The sequence below is a fragment of the Stutzerimonas sp. LR2 genome (genome assembly GCF_055755175.1).
Window position 1 is genome coordinate 799,057 of the sequence record NZ_JBVTRR010000002.1, and the last position, 14,251, is coordinate 813,307.

Sequence of the window (14,251 nt, forward strand, 5' to 3'; positions counted from 1 at the left end):
GGGTAGGGCAGTTCCTAGTTGGTTGATCTGCCACTTCTAACTCAGCACTTCCTCTTCCTCGACAACATCCAGCGCAGCCTCAACCTCGATCTGGTGACGCGTCCATTCCGCAGCGATCGCCGGGTTGTCACGGATCTGCTGCTCGATACGCAGCGTTTCACGGAACTCGTGGGCGAGGGCGCTCATGGTCCAGTGGGTCTCGACGCCGAGCGTTTCGAGTTCTTGGCGTATCTCTTCCAGTTCCAGGCGGAAGAACTCCTTGCGCGGGTTGACCTTGTTGATTTGCTGACGCAGGAAATGGCGGTGCAGCTGCTTCTCCAGTCCAGGTGCGTCGTCGCTGAAGATCATGGCGTGTACGTCGAACTCGAAGGGGACGCTCGCATCGCCCAGCTCGCGGATACGATCGAGCGGTTCGAGCCGGCGCGTCATGCCGATCTTGAACACCTCTTCGCCGAAGGAGCCGATGTTGGAAATGACGTAGACGTGGCCGGCTCGCGTCTGCTGCGCCATGGAGAGGGCGCGCTGGTTCTTTTCCTCGGCCGCCTTGAGCTGCTCCTGCAGCGCCGCTAGGCGCGCTTCAAACTCCGCCCGCTGCGCTTCATTGGCCGCAGCAACCTGCTGCTGAGCCTTCTCCATCGCCTTGCGCAGGGTGCTCTCTTCCTTGGCTGCTTCCTTGATCGCGCGCTCGTATTCGCGCCGAGCCTTCTCTTCCTCTCGCATTTGCTCGCGCAGCTGACGCTGCTCCTCGCGCTCGCGTTCCTTCAGCACACGTGCAGTCACCGCCCACTTCAGCTCCTCCAGCCGGGCCTTGAGGTAGTCCTCGGTGATACGGGCATTACGGAACGGGGAGCCGTTGAGGTTCACCAGGGCAAAAGCATCACGGATCTCCTGCTCCAGCTTGCCGTGGTTGTCCGTCTTGGTTCGGGAGAGTATGGAGTCCACCTTGCCGTTGAAGGCATCGGTAACGAAGCGAATGGCGATCTCGCGTCGGTTGGCCTCGACGTAGTCGCAAGTGGCCGAACGGCCGAGCTTGACCATCAGGCGGGAGGATTCCCTCGCCTGCTTCAGTTCCTTCCCGGCCTCGGTGAAACCGAATTCCTCGGCCAGGTCATCGAGCAGGTTGTAGGTCGGCACGATATAGCTGTCGCCGTACCCCTCGATAATGTTCTTCATCGCCTGAGCGGCTTCGGTCAGCTCCTTGGCCTTGCCCATCGCGGCGAAGGCATCGCCGGCGATCTCCTGCGCCCGTTCGTTGGCCATGGCCACGATCCGGTCGGCTTCCGCCACGGCGGACTGGAGTTTTTCCTCGGCCTTTTCGAGCCGATTGCGGGCACCTTGCACCAGGTCGTCCCGTTGCGCCTCCGCTTCGACTCGAAGGCGCTTGGCTTCCGCTTCAACGTCCTGAATGGGCTTGAAGCGCTGCAGTTCCTGAAGCTGCGTCTGCAGGTCGCCGCGCAGGCGCCCCACCTCTCGCTCTAGATCCTCGATCTCGTTCTGACGTGCCTTGAGGTCGAACGTCAGCTCGGAGATGCGGCCCTTGGCCTTGGTGTGTTTGACCAGCAGTACGAATGCTGCGACTACGGCAATGACCAGTAAGAGTTCCATCTCGGCGTCCTTTCCCTTGATTGAGGGCAATGGTACACCGGCGATGATGGCGTTAGGCTATCACTTCAGCGGGAATTGACTTGGCTCAAGGGACGGACTTCGGTGTAGTGTAGGAGTCACTTTTGCTCAAGAACGGACTGATTAGTAACGCCTAGTCTGCCCCATAAGGTTTGGGGTGCGCCCGAAACCAGGGCAAATCAATGTATGCCTTGGGCCGAACTCATCAGGCAGAATGTTATTGAAGACACAGCATCAAATGACGCATACATGATTAGGGAAAAAATGTCAAGCATCAGGGTGTTCATTTCTTACAGCTGGGATAGCCCGGCACATCAAGCATGGGTGAAAAAGCTAGCAGACACTCTGGAAGAGATCGAAGAAATATCGGTCACTTGGGATGGCTATGACCTTGACAGTCTGGTCGACAAAAACTACTTCATGGAGGCAGGAATTCATGAAGCTGACTATGTACTGGTTGTCGGCACGACAAAGTACAAGACAAAGGCAGATGATCGCAAAAATGGAGTGGGGCTTGAGACTTTCCTAACAAGCGCCTTGCACTGGGACGGCATGCTGCGCGATAAGCGCAGTAATTTGATAATGCTGCAGCGCGAGCCGAACTCCACGCCCCGATACTTGTCAGGGCACTTCCATGTTGACTTCACGGAGGACAACCAATTTCCTAGGCGCGTCGAAGAGCTGCTTGCCTTGTTGCAAAACCGAGGCACAGCAGAGCGTCCCAAAAAGCGGCGAAGTCTCGCTGCTTTTGCAGAAGGCTCCTATGATTTCACACGGGTAGAAGAGCTCATTCAGGTCAATCACCCAAATAGGCGCGCTATCGTTAGCGGTCCTGATGGCACCGACTTCTCAGGTAGCAACCGGGTGAAATACGAGTTATGGGAAACAAAATCCCCGGCACTCAGCTACTTCCTTGCGCTGCACGCCAGCGGAACAATCAAACATAGTGTTCAGCATGCTGCAAAGCAATTATTGAAGTCTGGGCTAAACCCTATCGATATCACCGTGCTCCGGCCCCGCGTTGCCCGTCCGGAGCAGGAGCTTATTGCTCGCGCGTTTGCTGAGGCAGGGCTCGCGACTCGAATACACGAATGCACATATAAGGAGTACATCTGGGAGTATTGTATTGATGCCACATTGAAAGGCATTGACCCTCCTAGCCCTATCGAAAATTACACAAATCAGGCTTTGACCTACATGAGCAGCGAGAGTGGAGAACTCGTTCGAGTTGAGTCGGGGCTAGATCACATTGTTGGTGTCCTCCAGAAACCGTCAAGGGTGGCAGCCCACCTCATAGTGGCCCCGGGAGGAATGGGGAAGACCTCGCTGTGTTTGTCTGTCGCCAAGCGACTTCACTTTAGAGAAGACTTGCGCTCCTCGGTCATTCTTATTCAAGCCGAGTCCATCAAGAAATATGTTGCAGAGCGCGGATTGGCCCAATCTCGAATCGAAACGATCTATGATATCTATGAGCTATACGCAAAGTATCAGGGGCACGGAAGACTGTTCGAGCGAGCCACGTTCGACCTCGCGGTTGTGTGCGGCAACCTTACCGTCATCATTGACGGTCTTGACGAACTGACTTCACTTTTTCAAGAACGATTCGATGTCAGTGCCTTCCTAGAATCCCTAAAGCATCTTCACGATCAGCTTGGCAGCTCTCATGTGCTCCTTACGACACGTAATAACGTCGTTGCGGAAGAAACTCGGCTAGAAGCTCTGGCGATTGAGCGCTACGAACTCCTGGGTTTCGACTCGGAGAGTTGTCGGCGCTACGTCAACCGGCGGCTCGCCGGTTATGGCGAGGGTAGGGCGATGGTTGAAAAGGTTATGGCCCAGATTGCCAAGATTCGCATTCGAGATAACGAGGGCAGAATTATTCCTTTCCTTGCCGATATCTCAACGACGGTAGTCGAAGACGAACTGCTCGAAGGAAAAACAGAAGAGTTCGAGGTGTCGGATGATTTGACACCATATCCCTCGAACAACGATCTGACCGATCATATTGTTTACTCTATTTTACGTCGTGAGAAAACACGTCATGACATCGACATTCCGATAGTTGAGGTTGTTGAGCTTGTCTCAGATCTCGTGATTGACTTCGGTAAACGGTGGCCCATTGCTGAGATGCACGAACGACTCAGAATTCTGTATGAGGCCCGAGCGGACTCATTAGCTGCGAAATTTGAACTAAATCCGCTTCTAGTGGTTGCAGGTAACGACATTGAACTTCGCTACTCCTTCCTGAGCTCATACTTCGAAGTGCTACTAATGCTACGCGGACTCCAGCACGCAAGCCTTGAGAAAAGTGCCGTTCGCGCTTTTTCTCGACTGGATCCGGATAGCGAGGAGTCACAGGAGCTCAAGCGTTTCTTTAGAGCAAATCTCGCGAATATCGAGAAGGCGCTCGTTTCCATCGTCCCAAAGCTCCGCGATCAAGCCATTTCGGAGGCCTCCACAAAAATTACAAAAGCGGAGATTGAGTTCGCCAAAGGAGCACTTGCTAGCCTGCTACATCTTTACTTTTCATGTCATAAACAATCGATGCAGGAGACAACGGATAAATTACTTCTCTTCTTTGACCTGCACGAGCGAGACACCTCCCCGCGAACGCTCTCGGGACTGCACATCAAAGGCACATTCCCGGCTATAGACTTATCGAACTTGGTCATCACTCAATCGAGGTTTTATGGCTATCGTAATCTAATGGCGTGCCGGTTCAGTGATACAAAGTTCATGTATTCAATCTTCGAGAATTGCGCAGACCTCGCTATCAAGAACACGCAACTCACCCCTTGCATGATTGACACAACATGTGACTTAGGGGATCTGCAGGAAGCTTTCGCCGTCACGCAGGGGGCTAAGGCGGAAGAAAAGGCGATGATCTCTGCGGAGATCACTCGCTTCTTCCACTCATTTTTTAGAGGTGACCGATTTATCGATAATCGTCGACAGTTCATCAAGTTCTCGAACAAGGTGCCAGGACTTGCAGCGGATAAGTTCGATCGGTTAATTGCAGCTGGGTACATTCTTCATACTAAGGCCAAGACGGTTGCTGATTTTTACGAGATTGCCCCTGAGTTCAAATCGAGCGTTCGTCGATTTTTGAGCGACGGATATCCGGATGCGAGGCTCAAGCGCTTCATTGCAGCGGTGAGTTAAACGGAAAGGGAGTGATGTCTAGATTGAGATTGGCCTGCCTTCATTCCATGGGCATACCATGGGTGCGCACTTCTGGACGAAACCCGCCATCGCCACCACTCCCTCGCGTCAGCGATGAGCGCCCCCTGGGGCGAGACGGCCCCGGCCGTCTCGATGCGCAGCACGCCAGCGCGACCGGCCCAGCCGGGTGACGCCCGATCCTTTGCTCTTTTGCTCTTTTGCTCTTTCTCTTCCGCTCTCTGTTCCAGTCTTAGAGGGGTTACCGGCACCCGTCTGAAACCCCCGCAACCACACCCCACCGCGACCTCACGCACCTACCTACACCGGGCATTTGCCGCTACAGTGCAGGCAGCCCCGTAGTCTGTTGCAAGGATCGCCGTCCGGATGGCTTCACCGTCTCAACCCAAAAGCCTGATCTTCGATCTTGAAGTCGCCCCCGGCAAAGCCGACCAACCCGACCGCATCTTCATGGTCGGTGCCCTGCGCCCCGACACGGGAGAGGAACTAGAACGCAAGGTCGACAAGGACCTGCCCAGCGTCCTCGACGCCTTGGACGGCCTGGGGCAGGGCGCAAGGTTCGTCTGCGCCACAACGCCGGTCCCTCTGGCTTGCGGTATTTTTAACGTACCGTTCCTCCCGGTGATCATGCCTTAAAGAACGTACCAGACATTTCAACGTGTCTGAGATGCATCGCTTTGGTAACATTCAGCGCATTTTTGCGGGTCGATTTCGAGGGCGGGGCAATGAGATCAGTGGAACTATTCGCCGGCGCAGGTGGCCTGGCAATGGGTTGCGAGATCGCAGGCTTCGATCACCTTGCGGTGGTGGAGTGGGACAAATGGGCCTGCGACACCGTGAGGGAAAATAAGCGGCGTGGATATCCGCTGCTGGCGAGCTGGAATCTTCACGAAGGGGATGTGCGCGAGTTCGATTGGAACTCCATCCCGAAAGACATTGAGCTGCTTTCGGGAGGCCCGCCTTGTCAGCCTTTCTCGATTGGCGGCAAGCACAGCGCCCAGGCGGACAAGCGAGACATGTTTCCCGCCACCGTCGAGGTGATCCGGCGCCTGAGGCCGAAAGCGTTCATCGTCGAGAACGTGAAGGGACTCACCCGCGCGACGTTCGCCAATTACTTTCACTACATCCAGCTTCAGCTTGAGTTTCCGGAACTGCCGCCCATCGGCGACGAGGATTGGAGTGTGCACCTCAAGCGCCTGCAGGAGGAGCGAACCTCGGGCAAAACCAAGGGCGTGGGCCTGACGTACAATGTCGTGCCCACTTTGGTGAACGCCGCCAACTATGGCGTTCCTCAAAAGCGCGAGCGAGTATTTCTGGTCGGTTTCAGGGATGACCTCGGAGTGGAGTGGTCATTCCCGGCGCCGACTCATAGCTACGACGCCCTGCTGCATGACCAGTGGGTCACCGGCGTATATTGGTCGCGTCATGGACTGCCGATGCCGGAAGTGCCCGCGAAGCTTGCCGGTCGCGTCGAGAAGCTTCGGGCCGCGAAAACTCCATTGACAACGCTGCCTTGGCGCACCGTCAGGGACGTTATTCATGACTTGCCCGATCCAGAGTCGCCGGCGGCCGAGGCCGTGCCCAATCACCTCTTTCAGGACGGCGCCCGCGTGTATCCCGGACACACCGGCAGCCCACTCGACCTTCCCGCCAAGACGCTCAAAGCGGGCGACCATGGTGTTCCAGGCGGCGAGAACATGCTGGTTCGACGCGACGGCAGCGTCCGGTATTTCACGGTGCGCGAAAGCGCGCGCATTCAAACGTTCCCGGATGGCTATAGGTTTCATGGCAGCTGGACTGAAACGATGCGCCAGCTGGGCAACGCGGTGCCAGTGCTGCTGGCCCAGCGGGTAGCTTCGAGCGTGGCTGAGCAACTGGCCATTGCCGAACTGACCAGGCTGAAAACAACGAGCATGAGCAAGGGAAGGGAAATCGCGTGACTGGAAAGGTAATTCCGTTCAACCCGCTGGATAAAAAGAACCTTGGCGCAAGCGTCGCCGAGGCGTTGTTGACAAAGGAGATCCATCCGCTAGGTGATTTGCCGGCGTTCGAGGGCGCGGGCATTTATGCCATCTATTACTCGGGCGACTTCCCTGCATACGGGCAGGTTTCCCGGTTGAACCGCGACGGAAAGTTCATGCTGCCTATCTATGTAGGCAAGGCTGTTCCGCCCGGCGCACGGATGGGGGCAAATCTTGAGGTGCCGGCTGGTAAGGTTTTGCATAAGCGTTTGAAGGAACATGCCGACAGCATTCGCGCCGCTGAAAACCTAAACATCGACGATTTTTATTGTCGCTTTCTTGTGGTGGACGATATTTGGATTCCGCTTGGTGAGTCGTTGATTATTGCCCGCTTCACCCCGGTGTGGAATTCGCTTATTGACGGCTTCGGAAACCACAACCCCGGCAAGGGGCGGCACGCTGGCATGCGCCCCCGATGGGACGTCTTGCATCCTGGACGGGAGTGGGCCATGCGTCTCGTGGAGCGCCCAGAGTCGCAAGAGCAGATCGCCCAGGATGCCGAAACTTACCTCCGAGTGTTGCCGGCATGCCTTTCAGGTCAATTCATCGAGGCTGAAGGCGAGTAACTCTAATATCTAAAAAGTCAGCCCTGCTGCCGAACGGCAGCGTCTCTGGTTCGACGCTACTGCAGGCGTGCGGCTTGCGGCGTGTGATTTGACTAAGGGAAGTCGAAGAGACATGGAGTATTTCAAGGATCTGGAGTTTGATCTGCCTTCCGCACTGTTGGCGGAATTAGTCGACTTGTTCGAGCAAATGACGCCGGGGCCACTCAATGAGGAAGCGGTTCTAAAGGTGCCGGAGCAGCAGGGGGTCTACCAGCTGTTTTTTGATGGCGATCTGGTCTACGTGGGGAAAACCGACGCGGACGCCGGTTTGAGGCAACGACTGCTGCGCCACGCGAAGAAAATCCGCTCTCGCCGGAATCTGCATCAGAGTCAGGTTGCATTCAAGGCTGTTCGGGTCTACGTGTTTACCGCGATGGATCTCGAGGATTTGCTCATCAGGCATTACCGCGGCGCCGGCGTTTCCCTAGCCTGGAATCTCAGCGGTTTCGGCTCCAACGATCCTGGGCGTAACAGAGACAAGTCCGTGGTTAAGAAGAGCCATTTCGACAGTATCTATCCCATCGACCTAGGTTTTAAGGCGCGTGTCGTTCAGCCTGAAGGTGACCGTAATGTGGCCGAGGTGCTGAGACAATTAAAAGAGCAATTGGCCTACACGGTCAGGTATCAGAATGCCGCCGGTCGTTCCAAACGGCCACATACTGACCTGGTTGAAACGCAGGTCAGCCTGCGTTGGGAGGAGAGCAGTGTTATGAATGTCCTTCGACAGGTTAAAACCGTTTTGGGCGAAGAGTGGCAAATCACGGCGCTGCCTGGTTATGTGATCATCTACAAAGAGAATGAGCGCTATATTCATGGCGAGGTCATTCTGGCTGGATCGTAGTGGCATTCGTCAGGAATGCCCGTAAGCGCCGTTCCAGCGTATCAAGCTCTCGTAGCTCGCACTCCCAGACTACCAACGCGTCCCAGCCCGCCTCATGGAGCTTTTGTAGGTTTAACTGGTCGCGAGCTTTGTTACCGTCGAGCTTTGCCAGCCAAAAAACCCGGTTCGACTTGGGAGTTCGAGCCAGGGCGCAGCCCTCATGGCGATGCCAAAAACAACCATGTACGAAAATGACTTTTCGCTTGCGAGAGAACACCAGATCCGGTTTGCCGGGAAGCTTGGCGTCGTGCAGTCGATAGCGGAAGCCCGCCCCATGCACCAACCGCCGAACAAGCATCTCAGGACGGGTGTTCTTGCCCTTCACCAATGACATGATGTGGCTGCGCTCAATGGTGCTGATCGTGTCAACCATAGCTAAACGGCTCTTAGCCCTGCGTTGTCCGCGTCAATAGTCTCGTGCCAGGCTCGCGCGAAAAGTTGGCGCTAATGTAAACCATAAAAATATCGTGGCCGGCTGGTGGCCGCAGGATAACCTATCCGCAATGCGAACAACGTCAGGCCGCTGAACCCCGGGAATTCGCGCAGCGAGCGCGCCATGATTGCCTCGGAATCCAGTGATGTGTATGACCGTGCGGGCACGCCGGCACTCGTTCAGCAGCAACATCCGTGAACACTACCAATGATCCTTAAAGTTATCAGTCAAGGCGTTCAGTCGGAGCCACGCTAAGAGCCCAAGTGAAAACATTAAAAGAAGAAGCGCTGGTGCTACATAGTATTTGCCTGTCGGGATAAAAAAGTTGGCAACCGCTGCGATAAGAAAGTTCACATAGACACCTCGAGCAATTTTCTCCCTGCTGGAAAGTTGTAATAGGTAGCGCGCAGCCTCGTCTGGTGAATTTTTTAGTATTTTTGCCGTGCGCTCATAAGACTTTCGATCGCTGTTGGCTAAGTGTGCGCCAAATAGCTTAGAACGCCATGTGGGACCGAAAGCATCAAGGGCTCGCTTAATCGACGAGGAAAGTAAAGATGCAAGAATGTCCACATACATGCCAACAACGTAAGCCACGGGCAAGCCAATTGCGATAAGCAATTCCTTGTGTTCTGCGATCTTGATGTCTGGGATAATCGTAAGTTGGTTGCCAATGGGAAGAAGCCATAGGAGGCTCACCAAGCCGACAACGAGATGTTCAACAAGAGCGGCGACAAATTGCATAGTTTTTCCGTGAGAGGCTTAACATGCCGAGAGTGTCCAGGTCGGTCGAGTGGAACGGTGCATACGGCTCGATGTGGATACCATAATTAACCTTGTCCTTTGACGGATTTGGCTATTTGGCTTAATGTTGACACAGTAAAACCAGCAGCGGCTACGCAACCCAAAAGTTTATATTTACTAAGCTCGGCGGCTTGGTAGTAGTCAATTAAGAACATGCACGTGATTATGGCGGTTGCTATCCCGAATAGCATGCGGCCAAAGCAAAAATACACACGTTGCAGGGCCATTGGGATTGTTTGGTCGGGAATGGATGATGGAAGCTTCTCGAAGCCAGAGAACAGAATTAATAAATAGGACGAGAGCCCACCTAAAGCTCCAAATGTAATGACATACAAGAACATATCGTTTGTCATGGGCAGTGTTTCCTTAAATGACTAACTGTGACGATTAATGGCGTAGTTGCTTGTGCCGCTTTGTTGAATAACGTTCCCTGTCCATGCATAGCTCCTGGACGAAATGAGTTCAACATCAGAATCGCGACAATGGGTAGCGGAGCAGACGCGACAGGACTGCTTCGAGACTACGTAATTGCTGGGGAGTGTGTCTATGGTCGGGTGTAGATTGTTCGCTCCCATTATGAGTGGGCCGCTTCTGGCGGAAGCCAGTCATCCCCACCGCCCCCGCGTCAGCGATGAGCGCCCGCTAGGGTCGAGACGACCCCGGCCGGCTCGATGCGCAGCACGCCAGCGCGACCCGGCCCAGCCGGGTGACGCCCTATCTTTACTCTTTTGCTCTTTTGCTCTTTGCTCTTTGCTCTTTGCTCTTTTGCTCTTTGCTCTTTCTCTTCCGCTCTCCGTTCCAGTCTTAGGGGTTATCGACACCCGTCGGAAACCCCCGCAACCACACCCCACCGCGACCTCACGCACCTACCTACACCAGACATTTGCCGCTACAGTGCAGGCAGCCCCGTAGTCTGTTGCAAGGATCGCCGTCCGGATGGCTTCACCGTCTCAACCCAAAAGCCTGATCTTCGATCTGGAAGTCGCCCCCGGCAAAGCCGACCAACCCGACCGCATCTTGATGGTCGGTGCCCTGCACGCCGACGTAACGCTTCGGCGCGACGATACTGGCATCGGCTTCCCGCGGGCACGGGGGAGGGCGTGAGATGAGAGCCATCAGCGACAAGGTTCGTCATTACCGCAAGACATTTAGACCCCCGGTTTACTACGCGCTCGGCTCACTGGCGTTCTGGTTATCCGTCATCTTGGCATCATTGATCTTGGGGCTGACGGCAGCAGATCTATACGTTCGCTTGACGCAGCAGACGGTTTTTCTTGGCAATGCGCAACAGCTCTCCCTACTGTTTTTCGAGATTCCACTTCTGTTCGGAATGCTTCAGGTCTACTTCTTGGGGGCCGAGCGACGGTACCGCCAGCTCCACCCAGGGGCGAGGTGTGTGACGCTTCGAACGCCAACGATGCACTTGGTCAGCGAGAAGCGGGCGTACCTCAGCTCAACGTTTGGGCACGAGGGAACACTTCGCGACCTTGCCAAGCTACTCATTTCGGAGTGGGAGTGGCGGCGCGAGATCCGCAACCGTACTCAAGAACCGCTTTGGCGGCGAGCCGTAGGCTTCTTCGGTTTGCCTTCAGCCGGCAATTTTGCCGCTTATTTGACGGGCATCCTCGCGGTGTTCGCGGCGCTCGTGATCGCAACGATGTCAGCCGAGACTCTGTTTGGATCTATCGATCAGATTCTAGAAGATGCTTGGGCGCTAATCAGGATGCTGTGGCTGGCTATCGTACTGCCATTTGCGCTTTGCGTGCTGCCCGGCGCAGTGATTCTGTCATCGATCAAGAATGTCGGTGAGGCGCTGGTGGAATGGATGAATGATCAATACCTCAGTGACACGGCCTTCTACCGATTCATTTCCGAACTGGTGGAGTTGGACGATCGGGCAGAGCGGCTACTGCTTCGCGGGACGAGCTCGAAACTCTACTGGATGGCTCGTCTGACTATGTCGCCACACCAGGACGTTTCCAAGGTATGGAAACGCATCCGGCGAGCCAAGCGCCTCGGAAAACGCATGAAGCACGCCACGGTGCTGAACACCACCACATGAGCCGCAGTGGAATCCCGATGCGCTCATTAAGTGCATGGAGTTCCGGATAACCATAGCTCGATAAGGACGTCACGTTATGTCCCAGCTTTCCCAGCTTTCCCAGCTCCGCAGCCCCGCCGCCGTGCAGGCTGCCATCGACGAGTTCCTGCAACTCGGTCGCACCAAGTTTCTGGAACGCTACGGCTTCGGGAAGTCGCGCGACTTTCTCGTGCGCGACCCGAAGACCGGTACCGACTGCGATTCGAAGGCCATCGCGGGCGTCGCCTATGGCAAGCAGTTCCCGAGCCAAGGCCCGCTGACGGCCGACAGCTTCTCGGGCGGCGAGGCGACCGTGGTCCCAGCACTGACGAACCTCGGCTTCACGATCATTCGCATCGGCGAGGACTGGTCGGAAGCCGAGGTCGAGGCCACGGTACGTGACTACTTCGAGATGCTCCGTGCCGAGGCGGCTGGCGCGGCCTATAACAAGTCCGAGCACAACCAGGCCCTGAGGCGCGAGCTAAATGGCCGTAGCAAGTCCTCGGTCGAGCTCAAGCACCAGAACATCAGCGCCGTGCTCGACGCGCTGGGGCTGCCCTACATCAATGGCTACAAGCCCCGGGGCAACAGCCAACTGCTGCTACGTAAATCCGTACAAGCGTATGTCCTGAAGCACCAGCAGGCGGTCGGCGCCATCGTCGATGCTTTGGAGGAAGTAAAGCTCCCGAGCGAAAAGACCTACCTGGCAGCGCTCGTCGAAGCGCCCAAGCGCGAGGCGTTTGTCCCTAGCTCCGCCAAGGTGCGAGAGCGCATGCCGCGCAAGTTCGACTTTGCCGCGCGGGACGAGGCCAACCGCAAGCTGGGCCGGGCAGGGGAGCAGTGGGTGATCGAGTTCGAGCAGCAGCGCTTGACGGCAGCGGGCCATCCCGAGCTTTTCCAACGGTTGGATTGGGTATCGGACACCCAGGGCGACGGTGCAGGCTTCGACATCCTGTCGTTCGAAGACGAAGCGCAGCACCGCTTCATCGAGGTGAAGACCACCAACGGTGGAGTGGGCTCATCGTTTCTCGTCAGCCACAACGAGCTTGAGTTTTCGAAGGAGGCAGGCGAGCAGTTCTTCCTGTACCGGGTCTTCCAGTTCAGGCAGGGGCCGCGCCTGTTCACCCTCATTGGTGACTTGGCCCAGCATGTCCACCTCAAGGCCATCGACTACAGGGCGAGTTTCAGGGGCATGGTGGGGTAGGGTTGTGGCTGCTGTCGGCCAATAGCGGCCTGTTACCCGCGCCAGCCGAGCCCGAACTCCGCGCTGATATCGAAGGCCTAAAGCGGTGGCGGGATGGGCTCGCAAATCGACGCAAAAAGGCGTAGAGATTGGAGGCTGAAAAAACTCACCTCTAACCTCGGAAGGGAACATAGAGCCACATGGGATACCCATTTTGCGACAACCCACTTGATGAGTATCTTCCCAAGCTGTTTCAGCTGAAAATAGATGAATTTAACGCTAATTGTATTAGGGCAGATGCAACAGCAACGAAGGAGGAAAGAGATGCCGCCGGGGTTGAAATCGCCAACTTAAGCACAAAAATTCGCGAGCTAAAAAATCACTTCAGATTGCCAGAGCGGGATTTCGATCAATTCAAAAGCTCACCTGAGCTTGCAGTTGAGAAATTTCTACTTGAGAACCCTGAGCCTCCAAGGCCGGAGGCATATGGCTGCAGGCATAGCCAAACGCGTGTAGTTCGGCGAAAGTTTCGCAACGAAACATTGCACGTGGTTACTCAATGCATAACGTGTGGCGCTCAGTCAAAGGCGCTACAGAAGAAAGAATACGACATTGAAAAACTACCAGAATTTGATGAGGGCTTATATAAGCGACTCACGTTTGAATGGGATATTTGGAATTCAGCTCGCCATGACGTTTACGTTGCTGAATTAAACAAGGGGAATAGTCTCCCCGAGTTCGACGAGGTAGGATTTAATGCTGGATTTCAGTTAGAAGACCCGCCTCCCAACTTCGAAGATTGCGACCACAGCCACACTGATGCTCGCTTACGCACTTATAAATCGGGAGGGACTGCTGTCGTTATGCAATGTACTCTTTGCGGGCATCACACAGGCAACGTTAGTAAAAGCAAGTATCCAGACCTATCATCGCTCCCCTCTTTCGATGAATCCCTGAAAGAACGATCCAAGGAAGAGATTACAGCTTGGTACAGAAGAAGAGGAGATGCTTGGAGAATGGCACATCTAGAACATCGAGAACGAATTCAAAGATTGATTCAAGCTGGCGAGTTAGCGACGAAAGACAACTCGAGATTTGGAACCTATTACAAATCTCTGGAATGGGAAAGAACGCGAGTCCGAATTTTTCATAGAGATGACTATGAATGTCAAGCTTGTAAACGACCCGCTGAATGCGTACACCACATCGTTTATGACAGGCTTGGTGCCGAGAATGATTTAGATCTTATATCTCTTTGCAACAGCTGCCACAATTTTATCCACCAAGAACAAAGGCATCTCCAGAATATCCTCCGAATGCCCCCTAGACAAATTCGCGAGTTGCATGAAGATTCAGATGAGTATTCTGAGGATGATCATGCCGAGGACGATTGAATCGCACCTACTAGCTAGACACTTAATGACCGCTTCTGGCCGAAAGCGGGC

At 55.0% G+C, this 14,251-nt stretch carries 12 protein-coding genes; 8 read left to right on the forward strand and 4 right to left on the reverse strand.

Annotated elements, in window-relative coordinates:
• Positions 1-36: 36 nt before the first annotated feature.
• Complete coding sequence (locus ACVRRC_RS10300) at positions 37-1,605, reverse strand: SNIPE associated domain-containing protein (RefSeq protein ID WP_472996957.1); 1,569 nt, start codon at positions 1,603-1,605, stop codon at positions 37-39.
• Positions 1,606-1,809: 204 nt separating this feature from the next.
• Between ACVRRC_RS10300 and ACVRRC_RS10305 the strand changes: the two genes are divergently transcribed.
• The 5 genes from ACVRRC_RS10305 (at position 1,810) to ACVRRC_RS10325 (ending at position 8,270) form a co-directional block, all read left to right on the forward strand.
• Positions 1,810-4,785 carry a toll/interleukin-1 receptor domain-containing protein gene (locus ACVRRC_RS10305; protein WP_472996958.1) on the forward strand — a complete coding sequence of 992 codons (2,976 nt, stop codon included), beginning with the start codon at positions 1,810-1,812 and terminating at the stop codon, positions 4,783-4,785.
• Positions 4,786-5,169: 384 nt separating this feature from the next.
• The gene (locus ACVRRC_RS10310) at positions 5,170-5,439 is read left to right on the forward strand and encodes a hypothetical protein (protein WP_472996959.1); all 270 of its coding nucleotides are present in this window, start codon (positions 5,170-5,172) and stop codon (positions 5,437-5,439) included.
• Positions 5,440-5,528: 89 nt separating this feature from the next.
• Positions 5,529-6,743, forward strand: a complete 1,215-nt coding sequence (locus ACVRRC_RS10315; RefSeq protein ID WP_472996960.1) for a DNA cytosine methyltransferase — start codon at positions 5,529-5,531, stop codon at positions 6,741-6,743.
• The gene (locus ACVRRC_RS10320) at positions 6,740-7,390 is read left to right on the forward strand and encodes an Eco29kI family restriction endonuclease (RefSeq protein ID WP_472996961.1); all 651 of its coding nucleotides are present in this window, start codon (positions 6,740-6,742) and stop codon (positions 7,388-7,390) included. The genes ACVRRC_RS10315 and ACVRRC_RS10320 overlap by 4 nt, the downstream gene beginning before the upstream one ends.
• 112 nt (positions 7,391-7,502) lie before the next feature.
• Complete coding sequence (locus ACVRRC_RS10325) at positions 7,503-8,270, forward strand: GIY-YIG nuclease family protein (RefSeq protein WP_472996962.1); 768 nt, start codon at positions 7,503-7,505, stop codon at positions 8,268-8,270.
• On the opposite strand, the gene ACVRRC_RS10330 is transcribed toward ACVRRC_RS10325, so the two are convergent.
• From ACVRRC_RS10330 to ACVRRC_RS10340, 3 genes are all read right to left on the reverse strand, one after another.
• Positions 8,251-8,682 (reverse strand): very short patch repair endonuclease, encoded by a 432-nt coding sequence (locus ACVRRC_RS10330; RefSeq protein WP_472996963.1) that lies wholly within the window; start codon positions 8,680-8,682, stop codon positions 8,251-8,253. The two genes, ACVRRC_RS10325 and ACVRRC_RS10330, sit on opposite strands and share 20 nt — an antisense overlap.
• 261 nt (positions 8,683-8,943) lie before the next feature.
• The gene (locus ACVRRC_RS10335; RefSeq protein WP_472996964.1) at positions 8,944-9,483 is read right to left on the reverse strand and encodes a hypothetical protein; all 540 of its coding nucleotides are present in this window, start codon (positions 9,481-9,483) and stop codon (positions 8,944-8,946) included.
• A gap of 86 nt (positions 9,484-9,569) precedes the next feature.
• Positions 9,570-9,896: a hypothetical protein gene (locus ACVRRC_RS10340; protein ID WP_472996965.1), complete on the reverse strand. Its 327-nt coding sequence runs from the start codon at positions 9,894-9,896 to the stop codon at positions 9,570-9,572.
• A gap of 752 nt (positions 9,897-10,648) precedes the next feature.
• Between ACVRRC_RS10340 and ACVRRC_RS10345 the strand changes: the two genes are divergently transcribed.
• The 3 genes from ACVRRC_RS10345 (at position 10,649) to ACVRRC_RS10355 (ending at position 14,200) form a co-directional block, all read left to right on the forward strand.
• Positions 10,649-11,605 carry a hypothetical protein gene (locus tag ACVRRC_RS10345; RefSeq protein ID WP_472996966.1) on the forward strand — a complete coding sequence of 319 codons (957 nt, stop codon included), beginning with the start codon at positions 10,649-10,651 and terminating at the stop codon, positions 11,603-11,605.
• Positions 11,606-11,681: 76 nt separating this feature from the next.
• Complete coding sequence (locus ACVRRC_RS10350) at positions 11,682-12,827, forward strand: protein NO VEIN domain-containing protein (protein WP_472996967.1); 1,146 nt, start codon at positions 11,682-11,684, stop codon at positions 12,825-12,827.
• Between the two features lie 179 nt (positions 12,828-13,006).
• Complete coding sequence (locus ACVRRC_RS10355; protein ID WP_472996968.1) at positions 13,007-14,200, forward strand: HNH endonuclease; 1,194 nt, start codon at positions 13,007-13,009, stop codon at positions 14,198-14,200.
• The last annotated feature ends 51 nt before the right edge of the window (positions 14,201-14,251 follow it).

Excerpts from the sequence above, each read along its gene's own strand:
- ACVRRC_RS10300 (WP_472996957.1), bottom strand. The coding sequence starts at position 1,605 with ATGGAACTCTTACTGGTCATTGCCGTAGTCGCAGCATTCGTACTGCTG.
- ACVRRC_RS10305 (WP_472996958.1), top strand. The coding sequence starts at position 1,810 with ATGCCTTGGGCCGAACTCATCAGGCAGAATGTTATTGAAGACACAGCA.
- ACVRRC_RS10310 (WP_472996959.1), top strand. The coding sequence starts at position 5,170 with ATGGCTTCACCGTCTCAACCCAAAAGCCTGATCTTCGATCTTGAAGTC.
- ACVRRC_RS10315 (WP_472996960.1), top strand. The coding sequence starts at position 5,529 with ATGAGATCAGTGGAACTATTCGCCGGCGCAGGTGGCCTGGCAATGGGT.
- ACVRRC_RS10325 (WP_472996962.1), top strand. The coding sequence starts at position 7,503 with ATGGAGTATTTCAAGGATCTGGAGTTTGATCTGCCTTCCGCACTGTTG.
- ACVRRC_RS10330 (WP_472996963.1), bottom strand. The coding sequence starts at position 8,682 with ATGGTTGACACGATCAGCACCATTGAGCGCAGCCACATCATGTCATTG.
- ACVRRC_RS10335 (WP_472996964.1), bottom strand. The coding sequence starts at position 9,483 with ATGCAATTTGTCGCCGCTCTTGTTGAACATCTCGTTGTCGGCTTGGTG.
- ACVRRC_RS10340 (WP_472996965.1), bottom strand. The coding sequence starts at position 9,896 with ATGACAAACGATATGTTCTTGTATGTCATTACATTTGGAGCTTTAGGT.
- ACVRRC_RS10345 (WP_472996966.1), top strand. The coding sequence starts at position 10,649 with ATGAGAGCCATCAGCGACAAGGTTCGTCATTACCGCAAGACATTTAGA.
- ACVRRC_RS10350 (WP_472996967.1), top strand. The coding sequence starts at position 11,682 with ATGTCCCAGCTTTCCCAGCTTTCCCAGCTCCGCAGCCCCGCCGCCGTG.
- ACVRRC_RS10355 (WP_472996968.1), top strand. The coding sequence starts at position 13,007 with ATGGGATACCCATTTTGCGACAACCCACTTGATGAGTATCTTCCCAAG.